General features: G+C 72.5%; 13 protein-coding genes and 3 tRNA genes. 6 read left to right on the top strand and 10 right to left on the bottom strand.

Translation table 11 applies throughout. The annotated features are described in order from the left end of the window. Positions 1-167 precede the first annotated feature (167 nt). Positions 168-1,235: a LysR family transcriptional regulator gene (locus H9641_RS09705; RefSeq protein WP_191803194.1), complete on the bottom strand. Its 1,068-nt coding sequence runs from the start codon at positions 1,233-1,235 to the stop codon at positions 168-170. Between the two features lie 69 nt (positions 1,236-1,304). On the opposite strand from H9641_RS09705, the gene H9641_RS09700 reads away from it, so the two are divergent. Then, on the top strand, positions 1,305-2,516 hold the full coding sequence (locus H9641_RS09700) for a YeiH family protein (protein ID WP_191803192.1): 1,212 nt from the start codon (positions 1,305-1,307) through the stop codon (positions 2,514-2,516). A 103-nt stretch (positions 2,517-2,619) separates the two neighbouring features. Here H9641_RS09700 and H9641_RS09695 read toward each other — a convergent pair whose 3' ends face one another. Together H9641_RS09695 and H9641_RS09690 are read right to left on the bottom strand one after the other, a co-directional pair. Continuing rightward, positions 2,620-3,285, bottom strand: coding sequence for a hypothetical protein (locus H9641_RS09695; protein ID WP_191803190.1), 666 nt, complete (start codon positions 3,283-3,285; stop codon positions 2,620-2,622). Next, positions 3,282-4,085, bottom strand: coding sequence for a class I SAM-dependent methyltransferase (locus H9641_RS09690; RefSeq protein ID WP_191803188.1), 804 nt, complete (start codon positions 4,083-4,085; stop codon positions 3,282-3,284). Before H9641_RS09690 ends, H9641_RS09695 begins: the two co-directional genes overlap by 4 nt. Positions 4,086-4,356: 271 nt before the next feature. Between H9641_RS09690 and H9641_RS09685 the strand changes: the two genes are divergently transcribed. The 3 genes from H9641_RS09685 to H9641_RS09675 all read left to right on the top strand — a co-directional run bounded on the left by H9641_RS09685 (position 4,357) and on the right by H9641_RS09675 (position 4,752). After that, positions 4,357-4,428 (top strand) — tRNA-Gln (locus H9641_RS09685). 94 nt (positions 4,429-4,522) lie between these two features. Then, a tRNA-Glu gene (locus H9641_RS09680) sits at positions 4,523-4,595 on the top strand. An 81-nt stretch (positions 4,596-4,676) separates the two neighbouring features. Beyond that, positions 4,677-4,752, top strand: a tRNA-Glu gene (locus tag H9641_RS09675). Between the two features lie 365 nt (positions 4,753-5,117). On the opposite strand, the gene H9641_RS09670 is transcribed toward H9641_RS09675, so the two are convergent. The 5 genes from H9641_RS09670 to H9641_RS09650 all read right to left on the bottom strand — a co-directional run bounded on the left by H9641_RS09670 (position 5,118) and on the right by H9641_RS09650 (position 9,416). Further along, positions 5,118-6,617 carry a nitronate monooxygenase gene (locus tag H9641_RS09670; RefSeq protein ID WP_318244495.1) on the bottom strand — a complete coding sequence of 500 codons (1,500 nt, stop codon included), beginning with the start codon at positions 6,615-6,617 and terminating at the stop codon, positions 5,118-5,120. Between the two features lie 167 nt (positions 6,618-6,784). After that, complete coding sequence (locus H9641_RS09665) at positions 6,785-7,804, bottom strand: PH domain-containing protein (RefSeq protein WP_191803186.1); 1,020 nt, start codon at positions 7,802-7,804, stop codon at positions 6,785-6,787. Positions 7,805-7,812: 8 nt separating this feature from the next. Continuing rightward, positions 7,813-7,980, bottom strand: coding sequence for a hypothetical protein (locus tag H9641_RS09660; protein ID WP_169834240.1), 168 nt, complete (start codon positions 7,978-7,980; stop codon positions 7,813-7,815). Between the two features lie 213 nt (positions 7,981-8,193). Next, positions 8,194-8,559, bottom strand: coding sequence for a nuclear transport factor 2 family protein (locus tag H9641_RS09655; RefSeq protein ID WP_191803184.1), 366 nt, complete (start codon positions 8,557-8,559; stop codon positions 8,194-8,196). 137 nt (positions 8,560-8,696) lie between these two features. Then, on the bottom strand, positions 8,697-9,416 hold the full coding sequence (locus tag H9641_RS09650) for an IclR family transcriptional regulator (protein WP_030150819.1): 720 nt from the start codon (positions 9,414-9,416) through the stop codon (positions 8,697-8,699). A gap of 164 nt (positions 9,417-9,580) precedes the next feature. On the opposite strand from H9641_RS09650, the gene leuC reads away from it, so the two are divergent. Beyond that, positions 9,581-11,062 carry a 3-isopropylmalate dehydratase large subunit gene (gene leuC, locus H9641_RS09645; protein WP_191803182.1) on the top strand — a complete coding sequence of 494 codons (1,482 nt, stop codon included), beginning with the start codon at positions 9,581-9,583 and terminating at the stop codon, positions 11,060-11,062. An 80-nt stretch (positions 11,063-11,142) separates the two neighbouring features. Further along, positions 11,143-11,781: a 3-isopropylmalate dehydratase small subunit gene (gene leuD, locus H9641_RS09640; protein ID WP_056648168.1), complete on the top strand. Its 639-nt coding sequence runs from the start codon at positions 11,143-11,145 to the stop codon at positions 11,779-11,781. 156 nt (positions 11,782-11,937) lie between these two features. Here leuD and H9641_RS09635 read toward each other — a convergent pair whose 3' ends face one another. Both H9641_RS09635 and H9641_RS09630 read right to left on the bottom strand, forming a co-directional pair. Continuing rightward, complete coding sequence (locus tag H9641_RS09635) at positions 11,938-12,777, bottom strand: LLM class flavin-dependent oxidoreductase (RefSeq protein ID WP_191803180.1); 840 nt, start codon at positions 12,775-12,777, stop codon at positions 11,938-11,940. A gap of 134 nt (positions 12,778-12,911) precedes the next feature. After that, entirely contained in the window at positions 12,912-13,847 is a 936-nt protein-coding gene (locus H9641_RS09630) for a DUF808 domain-containing protein (RefSeq protein WP_191803178.1), read from the bottom strand. Positions 13,848-14,012 lie beyond the last annotated feature (165 nt).

The following is a 14,012-nucleotide window of genomic DNA, read 5'->3' as shown; positions in this document are numbered from 1 at the left end:
CCGTCGGACTTCTGCCTGTGCCGCCCGTCCTGCGGTGCGAGGTGCGACGTCTTGCCGGGCGAGGTAGAACGTGCTGCGCGAGGTAGTGCGCGGCGCGTCCTACCTCGCGCCGCACGTTCTACCTCGCGGTGGCAGGTGTCAGGGGGCAGGGGCCGGTGGTCGGGGGCCTACCGCCCGGCCCTCGGGTGCGATGCCCCGGCACTCCCGGCCGCGACCGCCGCGATCCGCCTGGCCGCCGCCGAGAGCTCGGTGCCGTCCTTCCAGATCATCCGGAGCCGCCTCGAGAGCCCCAGGCCGGGCACCTGGATCTCGACGAGCGTGCCACGAGCCAGGTCGTCCGCGACCGTCAACCGGGAAAGCACCGCGACCGCGCCGCCGTACTGGACCGCGGTCTTGAGCGACGCGGTCGAGCCGAGGTAGGGCAGGTGGTCCGGGAGGCGGGCGCCGGCCGCCACGAGCGACTTCTCGAGCGTCTCGCGCGTTCCTGAGCCGCGCTCACGGACGACGAGCCCACCGCTCAGCAGCTCCTCGACCGTCGCGGTGCGACGCCGGCGCAGGGCCCACGGGTGCGCCGCCGCGACGACCACGACCAGCTCGTCGTGGGCCAGGGTCCGGCTGCGCAGCCCGCGACGCATGGTCGAGCTCTCGATGAAGCCGAGCTCGGCGTCGTCCGACAGGACGAGCTCCATCACGGCCCGAGAGTTGCGCACGAGCAGCTCGACGTCGGGAGAGGACGGCCCGCGGGCGGCCTCCGACGGTCCGCGTTGCCCCGACGCGCTGCCCTGCCCCGCCGGCAGACCCGCACCGGCCCCGGGCACCGGGGTGAGGCCGTCGAGCGCGAGCGTCGCGAGCCAGCGAGGGGCGAGGTACTCGGCGATCGTCAGGCTGGCCGCGAGCCGTATCCGGGCCGAGGGGGCCTCGCGCAGGGCCGCGGCCGCGGTCTCGAACCGGTCCGAGGCGTCGACGACCTCGCGGGCCCAGGTCGCGGTCGCGCGCCCGGTCTCGGTGAGGCGGGCCCCGCGCGTCGAGCGGGCGACGAGCTCGAGCCCCAGGTGCCTCTCGAGGCGCCGCATGCCGGCCGAGGCGCTCGGCTGGGAGATGCCCAGCGCACGCGCCGCGGCGCTGATCGAGCCGTGGCTGTCGGTCGCGACGAGCAGCTCCAGGAGCCCGAGCGAGGTCCGGTCCCGACGTGGGGGAGGGGGGCTCGCAGGTGTCTGCGGGGTGCTCGCGGCCATAGGTTCATCCTATGGCTCGGTCGTCAGGTGGGCCTTCTGACGAGAAGGCCGGCGCGGCACATTGAGAACATGACCCCCACGACCGACCTCGACACCCCCACCCCGGGCGTCGACCACGCCGCTCGCCGGCCCACCACGCCCGCCCCCTCGACCGAGGCCACCGCCTCGGCTCCCTGGATCCGCCGCGCAGCCCCCGGGCTGGCGTTCTGCGCGCTCGCGACCGTCGTCGCCTACCTCCTTGCGCAGGTGGTCCCGCTCTCGCCCCTCGTGTTGTCCCTGCTCGTCGGTGCCGTCGTCGGCTCGGTGCTCGGAAGCCTGCGCCGCGCGCGCGGGGCGAGCGACGCCGTCGGGCAGACGACGCGTGCCGCGAGGTGGGCGGACGCCCTCACCACCCGGACCCAGGAAGGGACCCGGTGGACCGCGATGCGCGTCCTGCGCGCGGGCGTGGTCCTCCTGGGGCTCCAGCTCTCGCTGCCCGAGGTGCTCGCGCTCGGCTGGCGCGGCCTCGCGGTCGTGGCGATCACGGTCGCCGTGACGTTCAGCGCGACGCTCGCCCTGGGGCGCGTGCTGCGTGTCCCGCGCGTGACCTCGCTGCTCGTCGCGACCGGGTTCTCGATCTGCGGCGCGGCCGCGATCTCGGCCATGCAGGGCGTGGTCGGAGGAGGCGACGACGACGAGTCACGCCGCGAGGCCGACGACGCCGTGGCGACCGCGCTCGCGCTCGTGACGATCTTCGGCTCGCTCGCGATCTTCGTGCTGCCCTGGCTCGCCGGGCTGCTCGGGCTCGCCGACGACCGGGCCGGGCTCTGGATCGGGGCGAGCGTCCAGGAGGTCGCGCAGGTCGTGACCGCAGGTGGCGCGATCTCCGCGGCCGCGCTCGCGACCGCGACGGTGAGCAAGCTCGCCCGCGTCGTGCTGCTCGCCCCCCTCGTGGCGGGGGCCGGGGTGCTGCGGGCGCGCCGCGAGCGCATGGCGCGCCCCGCGGACGTCGAGGCCGCCACGGGGGCCCGTGCGGCCCGCAGGACGCCGCCGGTGCCCCTGTTCGTCGTGGGCTTCCTCGTGGCCGTGCTGGTGCGCAGCACAGGCTTGCTGCCCGCGTCGGTCGTGGAGGTGACGACCGTGGTCACGACGCTGCTCTTCACCGCGGCGATGTTTGCGATGGGTCTGGGGGTCGACGTCGCCCACCTGGTCCGCACGGGTCGGCGCGCGCTCGTGCTCGGGACGGCGTCGGCCGCCGTCGTGACCGGCACCTCGCTCGTGGCGGTGCTGGCGCTGACCTGAGGCGGGTGGCGAGCTGCCCAGCCCGCGCTCGACGCGGGGGAGTGAGCCGGCCTGCTGATGTACCGAGCGGTGCCCGGGCAGACCGGGCACCGCTCGACGCGCGCTACCGGACGGTCGCGTCCCAGCGCCAGCGGGTGCGGCGCGCGAGTCCGGGGAGCTCGCAGCGACCCGTCGCCCACACGAGCACCTGTGCTGCCGGGAGCTCGCGGCTCGCGTCCGGCAGGTCGGGGAAGAGCCGCGCGAGCACGCGGGTGCTGAGGCCCTCGGGAAGGTCGGGGGCGATACCCGTGAGCCCTTCGAGGATGTCGCGCCCGTGCACGAGGATCTCGACGATCCCCATGGCCGCGAACCCCTGCGGGTCCGAGAGCCCGTACGGGTGGTAGGCGCGGGCCGTGTCCGGACGGGCGCCCACCTGGGCGGCGAGGAGCTCGCCGCCCGCGAGGAGCACCTCGGCCATCCCGGGCGGGCCCGCCTCGCGCTTGACGTGCGCGATCTCGTCCTCGCCCTTGGGGCCGGCGAGCGGCAGGTAGTCGAGCAGGGGAAGCCCTGCGACCTGGAGCGCGTAGGCGAGGAGGTCGTCGACGACGTGCTCGGCCGTCGCCCAGCACGACCACCGCACGGGCCCGGCCTGCGCGTCGAACGCGGCGTCCGGATGGCGACCCACGCCGTCGGCGAGCCAGCGTGCGGCGGTGCGGACGTCGTCGGGCGTGACGGGGCCGGGTGCGAGCCGGACGACCGAGACGCCGGGGTCCTCGGGCTGCGCGCTCACTCGTCGACCGCGCGGTCGGTGCGGTCCGCGCGCCAGCACTCGGCGCGATAGGGGAGGTCGACCTCGGTGAGCCCCGCGAGCGCGGGGTGGGTCGCCGCGAGGTGGTCGACGGCGTCGAGCAGCTCGTCTCGCTCGGCGGGCGGCAGCGTGAGCAGATGGCTCCGGGTCGCGGCGAGCGTCCGGAGGCTTGCGGCGGGGAGGTGGTCGGCCCAGTCGAAGGTCGCGTGCTCGAGCGGCGTGAAGGACTCGTCGACCCCGTCGAGCTGCGGGGTCCGGTGGACGGGCTCGAGCGAGTCGCCGCGGTGGATGATCTCGGTGAAGCGCTCGACCCAGTCGACCGTGTGGTCGCGGACGTTCCAGACGACGCCGAGCCGGCCGCCGGGGCGCAGCACGCGCGCGATCTCCGGGACGGCCGTCGCGACGTCGAACCAGTGCCAGGCCTGGGCCACGAGGACCGCGTCGACGCTCCCGTCCTCGAGCGGGATGCGTTCGGCCGTGCCGGGCAGGACGTGGGCGCCGGGCACGGCGTCCTTGAGCTGGGCGCGCATGCCGTCCGAGGGCTCGACCGCGGTCACGTGGAGGCCGCGCGCGACCAGCTTCTCGGTGAGCTTGCCCGTCCCTGCCGCGAGGTCGAGCACGTGGCAGGCCCCGGCGGGCAGCATCCAGTCGATCGCGGCGTCAGGGTAGGAGGGGCGGACGGCCCGGTAGTCGTCGGCACCTGCGCCGAACGACGACGCGCGTTCGGCGTGGGACGCGCGCGGGGTGGAGGACGGAGGCTCAGGGGGTGCTGCGGTGCTCATGTCTTCGACGGTGCCACGTCGCGTGGGCGAGGTCCACAGTTTCCTCGCGGTCGGCCGCGACGTGTCGGAGCAGTGGTGCCCGACGGCGGCACGTCCGTTCCGGACGCGGCCCACCCCGGGGTGCGGGCGGGAGTGGGCAGCGACTGGCAGCGACTGGCAGGCCGGCTGAGGGCGATTTGGCCGGACCGGGACTCTCCGGTAATGTTTTCTCTCGGTGAGGCGCTCACCCGAAGCCCGGGAACGGGAAGAGGGCGCGGCGCTGATACCTCCTTGGGGTATGGTGTAATTGGCAACACAACGGTTTCTGGTACCGTCATTCTAGGTTCGAGTCCTGGTACCCCAGCGCAGAGCAAGTAGCGCATCGAGTCGGTCAAACCGACGCGAATCGTGCAGTACAGTTCTCAACGGCACGGCGCCCCTCGGGGTGACGAGCTTAGGCCCCCATCGTCTAGCGGCCTAGGACGCCGCCCTCTCACGGCGGTAACACGGGTTCAAATCCCGTTGGGGGTACGTAGTACGAGGCCTGGCCATCGTCAGATGACCGGGCCTCGATGACGCTCGATCACTCTTCGGAGTGGGAGAGCTGTCCTGGCCCCCATCGTCTAGCGGCCTAGGACGCCGCCCTCTCACGGCGGTAACACGGGTTCAAATCCCGTTGGGGGTACCACCACGAAAGCCCAGTCATCGTCAGATGACCGGGCTTTCGTCGTTCGTGGGCCGCGACGGCCTGCCGAGGAGCGACCCGGCGAGGTCGCCTCCCGGCTGGAGCCGGCTGCTAGGTTTCTGTGATGTTCGTCGAGACGACCTGCAGGGTCTGCGGATGGTCGGATCCATCGGTCCCGGAGGATCTGTGGCGCGGCGGGACTCCCCTCTACGCGATCTGCGACTGCTGCGGTTCCGAGAGCGGGGTCGAGGACCTCTCCTGGCGCACCGCGCTGCGGGCCCGGAAGGTGTGGCTCGATGCGGGGGCGCGATGGTTCGTGCCCGAGGAACGGCCGGCCGACTGGGACCTGACCGCTCAGCTCGTGCGTCTCAGGAGCCGACGGGCACCGCTCGCTCAGTGAGGTCCGTCACCCTGACCGCCGAGCCCTCTCCCAGGAGCCAGTCCAGGGCGTCGCGGGCCGACCAGGAGCCCTCGTGCTGCGCGGAGAGCCGGGCAGCCCCGGCGACGTCGACGCCGAGCGTCACGAGCGGCGGCTCGACGTAGCCGTCGGCGCGGGTCTGCCCGAGCTCGACGTTCGCAGCGAGGGAGTTGCACAGGCAGGACCTGCCGACGGTGTCCGCCGCGGCTCCGCCCTTGCGCTCGTACATGTGGACGGGCTCAGCGGGACAGCGGTAGGCGACCTTGCCGTCGTCCTTCTGCACGGGCGTGCGGAGGTACCCCAGGTCGCACAGCCGAGGGCGTGCCGCCACCAGCCCCTCCTCGGCGAGCGTCCCCGGGAGCTGCGCGACCTTGAACGGGAAGCCCGTGGGGGACGTGAGGGCCTCGGTCCGGACGTCGAGCGTCCCGTCGCGCAACCGGGTCAGGACGTCGTCGCGGAGCGCGGGGTCGAGTCCAGACTCGGTTGCGAGCGCGAAGAGGGTGCCCACCTGGACGCCGGCGGCTCCCGCCTCACGGGCCGCGACGAGCGCCTCGGGCGTCCCCTGCGCGCCCGCGATCCAGAACGGCAGCCCCAGCGCCGCCACCTTCGAGACGTCGGCCTGGTCGCGCGGGCCGAACACGGGCTGGCCGACCTCGTCGAGGGTGAGCCGTCCGCGGGGCGGCGCGTTGTGCCCGCCGGCAGGGGGCCCCTCGACGACGAACCCGTCCGGGCGGGTGCGGTCCTCGCGCACCAGGTGCTCGGCCAGGGCGTGCGCGGAGACGATCGCGAGGAACGTCGGACGTGACACGGCAGGCAGCGAGCCGCCGAGGAGCGTCTCGGGGTCGAAGTCGACCGTGTGGTGGCTCCCGCCGACGACCGTCACGGGGAACTCGACGTGCTCGTGCTCCGCGAGCTGGTCGAGCAGGTGCGGGACGTCCCGGGGGATCCCTGCCCCGGTCACGACGTAGTCGGCACCCGCGAGCATCGACCCGTACGCCGCGGCGGGTGCGGCCATCTGGATCTTCTCGAGGAAGTTGATCCCCACGCGCCCGTCGTGACCCTCCTTGGCGAGCCACACCTCGACGAAGCTGCCCAGGACCATGAGCTCCTGCGCGAGCCGGGTCTGGCGCAGCGCGAGGCGCGGGACCGGCGCGTAGGGCTGACCCTCGCTGCGCCCCTCGGGACGGAAGTAGCGCGAGATCACCCGCTGGGCGAACCGGGGGACCGGGAAGGCGGCGAGCGCTCGACGGACCGCCCCGTCGCGGTCACCGTTCTGCAGCCTGCGCGCCAGCACCAGGTCGAGGGCCGTGCCCGACACGAGGCCCAGCTGTCCTGCGTGCGCGACCGCGGACGCGAGGCGCCAGGACGAGACCGCCATGCCCATCCCGCCCTGGATGACCCGCGGGAGCGGCGGGCACGGCGACGGGACGGTCAAGGAAAGCGTGGTCACAGGTGGACTCTTCTCATGCCTGGTGCGAGTGCTGCTGCCACCGCCGAACGGGTGGTTACTGCACCGTAGGTTGCGGGGCGGCGCGCGGCCAGGGTCGAAGGACCCGAACGTGCCGGGACGCTGACCGGAACGGCCTGGGAGAGCCCAGGACGGGGCGTCGGGCGAGGTCAGGCGGGGGGCGGCGGGACCGGGGGCTCGGTGCGCGCCCCGGGGGAGGACGTCGAGCGGCCGATCGGCACGAACGTCGCACGGTCCTCGTCCGAGACCTCCCAGGCCGGACCCTCCGCCTCGCCGTCGGTGCCGTCGAGACGGTTCGCCGGAGGGAGCGGGGGCAGCGGCGGCGCCATGACGGGGCGGTCGGTCCCCGCCAGGCGGGGCGCGCTCCCGCGCGGGGCCACGAAGAGGTGCCCCTGGCCGTCCTTCTGGACGGACCGCACCGCGACCGGTTGGGTCGCTGCCGCGGCAGGGTCCCGCTCCGGTCCGACGCTCGTCGGCGCCCACGCGAGGTGTGCCGCGGCCGGCGGAGGGGGTGGCGGCGGGGGAGCAGTGGTCGAAGGGCCGGGCGCCGTCGGGGCGGCCTGCTGCCGGCCTGCGGAGCCGTCGGCGCCACCCGAGGCGTTCTGAGCGCCGGAGCCGCCCGGGCCGCCCTTGCCCCCCGGGAGGAAGATCGTGTCGCACAGCTTGCGGTACGTCGCGTCGGGCTTGGCGACCCAGTTGATGCGGCTCATGGCCTGGTCCTGCCCGGCGGACTCGAGGATGAACTGGCCGTAGCCGAGCACGCGCCCGACGATCGAACGGCTGTAGCTCATGTCGGTGACCTTGCCGAGGGGCATCATCGCGACCTTGTGCGTCACGAGCCCGAACATCAGCAGCATGCGTTTGTCGGTCGCCACGAACCACTCGTTGCGCCAGTCCAGGACCTTCCACAGGAGACGCAGGGCGACCGCGAGCCAGACCCACCAGAGCATGAGGGCGCCGTCGCCCACGGTGGGACCGGACGCGCTCACGAGCCATGCGACGACGAGGAACGCGGCGAACGTCGTGGCGACGGGCTCGGCCAGCTTGCCCCAGTGGGCCCGTGTGGCAAGGACGACCCGTTCGCCGGGGATGATGTAGCGGCGCAGATGACGCGCGCTCAGGCGGGGAGGGCGACCCGCGCCCTCCACCTCCAGCTGCTCGCGCGCCATGCCGTCGACTACTCGATGAGGGACTGGACGAACTGTCCGAAGCTCGCGAACGCGCCCATGATGACGTCCCAGATCGCCTGGACGATGTCTGCTGCGCGGTCAGGGCTCTTGATGACCGCGTAGAGCAGGAAGACGATGACGACCCACATCAGGATGGTCTTGGCCTTGCCGGGCATCGTGTGGTCCTCACGTGGTCGTCGATCGGGGCGGTGGTGCTCTGCTCGCCATGGTGACCAGAGCAGACGGGACGCCGTCGGAGGCGCGCCGACGACGAGTCTAGCGTTTCGCCCGAATCGGTCGTGGGTCCCGTGTCAGGACAAGGTCGCACAGAGGGCGCGGAGCGCCGGACAAGGTCGCGCAGGGGGCGCCGAGCGCGACGACGCGTCCGGTCAGGCAGGCGCAGCAGCCGGTGCGAGCGTGGCGGCCAGAACCAGCCACCCCTCGTCCGCCCGCACCCAGAGGCGCGTGTAGCTCAACCGTGCGGAGACCACGGTCCCGCCCTGGACCGCCTCGACAGCGGCGACCAGCCTGGTCACGCCGCTCAGGACGTGCTCCTGGACGTCGAGCGACTCCTCCTCCAGGCGGGTGATCTGCAGGAACCCCGAGCGGTAGCTCTCCAGGTCGTCCTCCTTGGAGAAGACGGACCCGTCCGGACCTGCACCGACGCACCGAGGATGCAGCAGTGCGTCCAGCGCGTCGACGTCGCCGGCACGCTGGGCGGCCTGGAGCGCGTGCTCGGCAGCAAGGAGAGTCATCGCCCGAGTCTACGCAGCGGGACCTGCCCCGGGGCGAGCGCTGACGGGTGCGGCGAGGACCGGCAGGAACGCCAGTCAGGAACGCCGAGGGGCGGGCGCCTCACGGCACCCGCCCCTCGGTCAGGGTCGGTGGACGGTCACTCGCCGGCGCGGCGCAGGACCTCGGTCAGGCGGTTGGCCGCGGCGACGACGGAGCCCGAGTGCAGGCGGCCCGGCTGGCGCGTCAGGCGCTCGACCGGTCCCGAGATCGAGACCGCGGCGACGATCCGCCCCGACGGTCCGCGTACGGGCGCCGACACCGAGGCGACCCCGAGCTCGCGCTCCGAGACGGACTGTGCCCAGCCGCGCCGTCGGACTCCCGAGAGGATCGTGGCCGTGAAGACGGCCTCACGCAGGCCGCGGTGGAGGCGGTCCGGCTCCTCCCAGGCGAGCAGGACCTGGGCGGCCGAGCCCGCGCCCATCGTGAGGGTCGCCCCCACGGGGATAGAGTCACGGAGTCCGACCGGGCGTTCTGCCGCGGCGACGCAGATGCGATGGTCGCCCTGGCGGCGGTAGAGCTGGGCGCTCTCGCCCGTGTGGTCGCGCAGCGCCGTGAGAACGGGGTTCGCGGCGGCGAGCAGGCGGTCCTCGCCTGCTGCGGTCGCGAGCTCGTTCAGGCGCGGTCCGAGGACGAAACGGCCCTGCATGTCGCGAGCCACCATGCGGTGGTGCTCGAGCGCGACAGCGAGGCGATGAGCCGTCGGACGGGCGAGTCCGGTGGCGGTGACGAGCTGGGCCAAAGTGGCTGGTCCGGACTCCAGAGCGCCCAGAACGGACGCCGCCTTGTCCAGCACGCCGACTCCGCTAGAATTGTCCATAGGTCGATATTGACGTCTCGCACAGTGAGATGCAAGTTTGCGGGTGTCGGTGTCGCCGAAGGACCGGGAAGATCACCCGGACCACGACCGAGTTGTACCCCCCGATCGTCGCCCACGGCCCCCGCGTGAGCGACCACCGCAGGACACAGGTAGGAGAAACCAACATGGCCGGCACGCTGGCGGAGAAGGTCTGGGACGCGCACCTGGTGCGACGTGGCACCGACGGGTCGCCCGACCTCCTCTACATCGATCTGCACCTCATCCACGAGGTCACCAGTCCGCAGGCCTTCGAGGGCCTGCGTCTCGCCGGCCGGCAGGTGCGCCGCACCGACCTGACGATCGCGACCGAGGACCACAACACCCCCACGCTCGACATCGACCTGCCGATCGCGGACCTCACGAGCCGCACCCAGATCGACACGCTGCGCAACAACGCCAAGGAATTCGGCGTGCGCATCCACTCCCTGGGTGACGCGGACCAGGGCATCGTGCACCAGGTCGGCCCCCAGCTCGGGCTCACCATGCCGGGCCTGACGGTCGTGTGCGGCGACTCGCACACCTCGACCCACGGCGCGTTCGGGGCCCTCGCGTTCGGCATCGGGACCTCGGAGGTCGAGCACGTGCTCGCGACCCAGACCCTGCCGCTCGCGCCCTTCAAGACCATGGCGATCACGGTCAACGGCGAGCTGCCCCCGGGCGCGACGTCCAAGGACATCATCCTCGCGATCATCGCGAAGATCGGCACGGGCGGCGGCCAGGGCTACGTCCTGGAGTACCGCGGCGAGGCCATCCGGAAGCTGACCATGGAAGCCCGCATGACGGTCTGCAACATGTCGATCGAGGCGGGCGCACGCGCCGGCATGATCGCTCCTGACGAGACCACGTTCGAGTACCTCAAGGGCCGTCCGCACGCGCCCGAGGGTGCCGACTGGGACGCCGCGGTCGAGTACTGGAGGACGCTCAAGACCGACGACGACGCCACGTTCGACGAGGAGGTCGTGCTCGAGGCGGCCGACCTCGAGCCGTTCATCACCTGGGGCACCAACCCCGGCCAGGGCCTGCCCCTGTCCGCGAACGTCCCGGTCCCGGCGGAGATCGCCGACGAGAACGAGCGCGTCGCCGCCGAGCGCGCGATCGAGTACATGGGCCTGACCCCGGGTGCTCCGCTGCGCGACATCGCGATCGACACGGTCTTCATCGGCTCGTGCACCAACGGCCGCATCGAGGACCTGCGCTCGGTCGCCAAGGTCGTCCAGGGCAAGAAGAAGGCCGACTCGCTGCGCGTGCTCGTCGTGCCCGCGTCGGCGCGCGTCCGCCTCCAGGCCGAGGCCGAGGGGCTCGACCAGATCTTCCTCGACTTCGGTGCCGAGTGGCGCAACGCCGGCTGTTCGATGTGCCTGGGCATGAACCCGGACCAGCTCGCTCCGGGGGAGCGTTCGGCCTCCACGTCCAACCGCAACTTCGAGGGTCGCCAGGGCAAGGGTGGACGCACCCACCTGGTCTCGCCGCTCGTCGCGGCCGCGACGGCCATCCGCGGGACGTTGTCCTCGCTGGCCGACCTGGACCTGCCGGCCGACGTCGACATCACGTCGTTCGACGGCACGCCGCTCGCGCCGCTCGACCCGCGCGTCCCGCTGCAGGTCTGACACCGGGTCCCGGCACCCCATGCGGGGCGCCACCCCGGCAGGCCACCTGACGACCGACTCATCGAGGAAGCAGAAGCATCATGGAGAAGTTCACCACCCACACCGGTGTCGGTGTCCCGCTGCGCCGCAGCAACGTCGACACGGACCAGATCATCCCCGCCGTCTACCTCAAGCGCGTGACGCGCACGGGGTTCGAGGACGCGCTGTTCGCGGCGTGGCGCGGGGACCCCGCGTTCATCCTGAACCAGCCCGCGTACTCGTCCGGCTCCGTGCTGGTCGCGGGCCCCGACTTCGGCACCGGCTCGTCGCGCGAGCACGCCGTGTGGGCCCTCAAGGACTACGGCTTCAAGGTCGTCCTGGCCTCGCGTTTCGCGGACATCTTCCGCGGCAACTCGGGCAAGCAGGGCCTCGTCGCGGGCATCGTCGCGCAGGAGGACATCGAGCTGCTGTGGAAGGTCCTCGAGACCAAGCCCGGCACCGAGGTCACGGTCGACCTGGTCGAGCGCACGGCGACGGCCGACGACGTCGTGGTCCGTTTCCAGATCGACGACTACACGCGCTGGCGCCTCATGGAGGGGCTCGACGACATCGGTCTGACCCTCCAGCACGAGGCCGACATCACGGCGTTCGAGCAGACGCGCGCGTCGTGGCGCCCCAAGACGCTGCCGGCGAAGCACCTGCCGACGGTCGACATCGAGGCGGCCCGCCCGTCCGCATGACCTGACGGTCGCAAACGGTTCGCACGGCCCGACGGCGCTGCTCCCCACCCAGGGGAGCGGCGCCGTCGGCGTGTGCGGGACGAGGGGGACGTACCTGTTCGCCGGGACTGGACGGAGGGTCGTCGACGGGCGTCGCACGTGGCGCGACGCACGCGCTCACGGTCGCGGCGGCCCCTGGCGGATCCGCGCGAGCTGCGACTCCGCAGTGATCGTGGACGGGTCCCACCCGGCCTCGAGCCACCACGTCGCGCCCGCGGCCTCGAGCGCGCGCGCGTCCTGGGCCGCGGCGTCGAGGTCGGTCGCGAAGTCCCGCTGGACCACGAGCTCGAACGGACCGGCCGCCGGGTCACGGTGGTCGCCCACCCAGGTCGCGACCTCGCGCACGTCCTCCGGTGTGAGCGGGTCCAGGCCGCGGTCGCCCCGGAGCTGGACCGTCACGCCGTCCCAGCGGACCGCTCGGCTCATGGACTTCTCGCTCGGGAACACCCCCACGGGCCACACGGGGATGCGCCCGTGGACGGGCTGTGGTGAGATCGTCATCTCGCCCGTCGAGATGTGCTTCCCGTCGAACGAGAACGCCTCGCCCGACCAGGAACGCTCGAGGAAGGCCAGCACGTCGTCGAGCAGCTCGGCGCGCTCGCGCAGCGACGTGAGCTGGCCGGGGACGGCGCTGAAGCCCGCGTCGTCGAGCACCCCGACGCCTGCTGGCAGCACGAGCCGCCCGCCCGAGAGGTGGTCGACCGTCAGAGCCTGGCGCGCGAGCTCCCACGGACGCCGGCGCGGTAGTGCGAACACGAGCGCACCCAGCGTCAGGCGCTCGGTCTGGACGGCCGCCGCGGCGAGGATGCCCCACGGGTCGTAGCCCTCCATGCCGGGCAGGCTGATGCCGTCCCACGTGAAGTAGCCGTCCCAGCCGTGGTCCTCGGCCTCGCGGGCCATGGAGACCAGCTCTGATGCGGAACCGAAGCTCCCGACGAACCCGAACTTCAAGGCCATGACGTCCTCCTGCGACTCGTTGGCGGTCCTCCCACGGTAGGACCGGCCACCCACACGCGCCGCGGGCCGGACGACGAAGGCCCGCTCGCCCGGCGAGTTCGCGGGCGAGCGGGCCTTCGGGCGTCGTCAGGGGATCAGTGGTGCTTGTTCTTGCGCGGGATGAAGTGCACGACCGTGACGACGACCGCACCCACGATGGTGCCGACGATCGCCGAGCCCAGGGTGTCGACGAGCCACGTGAGCACACCGCCGACGACCGGGACACCGTGCACGCCCGACTCGAGGAAGTGCAGCAGGTCGTACGGGCCGTGCCAGCCGAGGTCGTACGTGCCCTGCAGCAGGATGTGCCCACCGACCCACAGCATCGCCACCACGCCGACGGTCGAGATGACCGCCATGACGCGCGGCATCGCGGTCACGAGGCCGCGGCCGAACGACTGGACCCACCCCGTGCGCTGCCGGGCGAGGTGCAGGCCGATGTCGTCCATCTTCACGATCAGGCCGACGATCCCGTAGACGAGGACCGTGATGAGCAGCGCGACGACCACGAGGATGATCGCGCGCGACCAGAACGCCTCGTCGGCGACCTCGTTGAGCGCGATGACCATGATCTCCGCGCTGAGGATGAAGTCGGTGCGCACCGCGCTCGACACGACCCGGTCCTCGTCGACGGCCTTCTTCGCGGCCGCGTCGTCGATCGCCTTCGTGTGCTTGCCCGAGATCATCTCCCAGAGCTTCTCGGCCCCCTCGTACGCGAGGTACGTCCCGCCGACCATGAGCAACGGGGTCAGGAGCCACGGCAGGAACTGGCTGAGCAGCAGCGCCGCCGGGAGGATGAACAGGAGCTTGTTGCGCAGCGAGCCCAGGGCGATGCGCTTCACGACCGGGATCTCGCGCTTCGCGGCCAGACCCTCGACGTAGCGGGGCGTGACCGCGGTGTCGTCGATCACGACGCCGGTCGCCTTGACGCTCGCGCGCCCCGCGGCGGCACCGATGTCGTCGATGGACGCTGCTGCCAGCTTGGCGAATGCTGCGATGTCGTCCAGCAGTGCTACGAGTCCGACGGACATGAGGTCTCCACGAGGCCCGTGTCGCCGCCCACGAGCCCTTGAGGTCGGGATCCGACGCGGCTGTAGCGCATCGTAACGACTCGGGCGGTGCGCCGTCGCGGTGCGTCCGCGCGAGAGCACACCCCGGGCCGCCTACGCGGACCTGGCCCCGTGCCCTGGTGACGT

This window comes from Oerskovia merdavium (assembly GCF_014836755.1).
Lineage (GTDB): Bacteria > Actinomycetota > Actinomycetes > Actinomycetales > Cellulomonadaceae > Oerskovia > Oerskovia merdavium.
Note: the sequence above shows the minus strand (reverse complement) of the source record. Positions and strands in the feature narration are given on the sequence as shown.

Bases quoted from the DNA above. Each gene is read 5' to 3' on its own strand.
- H9641_RS09705 (WP_191803194.1), bottom strand. From the start codon at position 1,235: ATGGCCGCGAGCACCCCGCAGACACCTGCGAGCCCCCCTCCCCCACGT.
- H9641_RS09700 (WP_191803192.1), top strand. From the start codon at position 1,305: ATGACCCCCACGACCGACCTCGACACCCCCACCCCGGGCGTCGACCAC.
- H9641_RS09690 (WP_191803188.1), bottom strand. From the start codon at position 4,085: ATGAGCACCGCAGCACCCCCTGAGCCTCCGTCCTCCACCCCGCGCGCG.
- H9641_RS09665 (WP_191803186.1), bottom strand. From the start codon at position 7,804: ATGGCGCGCGAGCAGCTGGAGGTGGAGGGCGCGGGTCGCCCTCCCCGC.
- H9641_RS09660 (WP_169834240.1), bottom strand. From the start codon at position 7,980: ATGCCCGGCAAGGCCAAGACCATCCTGATGTGGGTCGTCATCGTCTTC.
- H9641_RS09655 (WP_191803184.1), bottom strand. From the start codon at position 8,559: ATGACTCTCCTTGCTGCCGAGCACGCGCTCCAGGCCGCCCAGCGTGCC.
- H9641_RS09650 (WP_030150819.1), bottom strand. From the start codon at position 9,416: ATGGACAATTCTAGCGGAGTCGGCGTGCTGGACAAGGCGGCGTCCGTT.
- leuC (WP_191803182.1), top strand. From the start codon at position 9,581: ATGGCCGGCACGCTGGCGGAGAAGGTCTGGGACGCGCACCTGGTGCGA.
- leuD (WP_056648168.1), top strand. From the start codon at position 11,143: ATGGAGAAGTTCACCACCCACACCGGTGTCGGTGTCCCGCTGCGCCGC.
- H9641_RS09635 (WP_191803180.1), bottom strand. From the start codon at position 12,777: ATGGCCTTGAAGTTCGGGTTCGTCGGGAGCTTCGGTTCCGCATCAGAG.
- H9641_RS09630 (WP_191803178.1), bottom strand. From the start codon at position 13,847: ATGTCCGTCGGACTCGTAGCACTGCTGGACGACATCGCAGCATTCGCC.